The 1835-nt window shown below is 64.6% G+C and carries 1 protein-coding gene and 2 pseudogenes; all 3 read right to left on the bottom strand.

The features are described from left to right. Positions 1-357 (bottom strand): annotated as a pseudogene (locus EN879_RS34315) (transcriptional antiterminator); the annotation flags it as partial. Next, positions 354-1448 (bottom strand): transporter substrate-binding protein, encoded by a 1095-nt coding sequence (locus tag EN879_RS34310; RefSeq protein ID WP_013528537.1) that lies wholly within the window; start codon positions 1446-1448, stop codon positions 354-356. The gene EN879_RS34310 and the pseudogene EN879_RS34315, both read right to left, overlap by 4 nt. A 178-nt stretch (positions 1449-1626) precedes the next feature. Continuing rightward, positions 1627-1835, bottom strand: a pseudogene (locus tag EN879_RS34305) (hypothetical protein); the annotation flags it as partial.

Below are 1835 nucleotides of genomic sequence, written 5' to 3'. Positions count from 1 at the left end.
CGCGATCAGCAGCGCGCTGTAGACGCCGGCATTGCCGACCGGCTTCAGCAGCTGCGCATCGGCCTTATGCGACAGCGCCCATTCGATGCGGCCCGGCGCCTCGGAACCGATCAGCGCCACCAGCGGCATCGGTGCCTCGCCCGGCTTCCACGGAAACTGCTCGTCAAAGCCGAGATCGGCGTCGAAGAAGACGAAATCGGCGGCCAGCGTCTCGGGCGGCAGTTCCGGCCAGCAATCCAGCGTGATCAGCCCGATGGCCGACAATTGCCTGGTGATCGCCTGCACCGTCGGATGTGGGCGATGCAGGATAAACGCCCTGGCGCCGCCGAGATTGGGGATGCGTGGGGCTCTGGTCACGACACCACCCTCAGGCGCGGGCGGCCGAATGTTTTTGCCGGGTCGTAGCGCGACAGATACGGATCCGGCGCGACTTCGTCTTCGCGGCTGACGACCTCGAAGAAGCCGTCCGCGATGCGCCCGATGATCACCGGCAGTGTCGCGTGCTGCGAGTGGGCGTCGATGGCGATCGGACCGAGCCGGGTGGAGAAGCGGCGTTCGGCGAAGGCTTTGGAGAATTCCGCCGGACCGGCGTCGGGATTGCTGGAGAGCACGTCGGCCATCACCTGCACCGAGGCATAGGCGGAGGCCTCGAAGGATGAGGCAAAGGCAGCCGGGCGCGGCGCGAAATACGGCCCGACCGACAGATGTCCCTTGCCGGATTCACCGATCGCCGGCAGCTCACCTTCGGTCAGGTTGCAGGAGATGACGGGGCAAGTCCCGGGACTGAAGGCGGCATCCTCGTGACCCAGGTCGCGATAGGCCGCGAGGAAGGCGTAGGACGAGGTGCCGATCAAATTGTTGAGGATGAAGTTCGGCCGCGTGGCGCGGATCTCCGCGATCAGCCGCGACACGTCGGTCTCGCCGATGCGCAGATAGCGTTCGCCCAGCACCTTGCCGCCGGCATCCGCGATCAGGTCGCGCGCGACGCGATTCATCTCCCAGCCCCAGATGTAGTTCGAGCCGAGCAGGAAGCCGTTGGCGCCGAAACGCGGCACGACATGCGCCATCAGCGGCACCAGATGCTGGTTGGGGCAGGCGTGCATGTAGACGACATGCTCATTGGCTTCGAAGCCCTCATAGGGGCAGGCGTACCAGAGCATGCCGCCGGCTTTCTCCAAGACCGGAATGGTTTCCTTGCGGCTCCAGGAGGTGACGCAGCCGATGACATGGCGTGCGCTGCTGGTCTTGAAGATATCTTCGCAAAGCGTTGCGTAGCGGTCCGCATTGCTTTGCGGATCGCGCTCCACCGGCACCAGTTCGATGCCTGAGCTGCGATCGGCGTTGATGTCGGCTATGGCGCGCATGGCGCCGATGCGGCACGCATCGGAGACGAGCTGATAGCTCCCCGAGCGGGAATACAGGATGCCGATCTCGATGCGCCGTTTCAAACAGGACCCCAGAAATGACAATGCCTCGCAGCCTGCGCCGGAAGGGCGAGGCATACGAGGCATTTTTGCCGCCCGGCAATCAGAGCCGGTATTTTGCGCTAGCGTATTCGGTCCGGCGGGTCAGTCAAGCCCTCAATGACATTTGCATGACCTGCCATCGCCGTTTCGCTGCCGCCGGCTATTTGGCCGCCGGCCTCTGGCCGAGTTGGCGGGCATAGGTCACACAGGCGTCCACCGTGCTGACACAAAGCGCGTCGCGCCTGTTCGGCAAATTGTTGTCGCCGGCATAGGCAACTTCGGCGACGCGGCCATCGACCATGCGAATTTGCGTATCGCAATAGCCGCCGGGAGCGACATTGACGGAGCCGCCGACCGCCGGGATCGCGC

This window comes from Mesorhizobium sp. M7A.F.Ca.AU.002.02.1.1, from assembly GCF_003998535.1.
In the GTDB taxonomy this organism is placed as follows: Bacteria; Pseudomonadota; Alphaproteobacteria; order Rhizobiales; family Rhizobiaceae; genus Mesorhizobium; species Mesorhizobium ciceri.
This window is presented reverse-complemented; position numbering and strand designations above follow the sequence as displayed.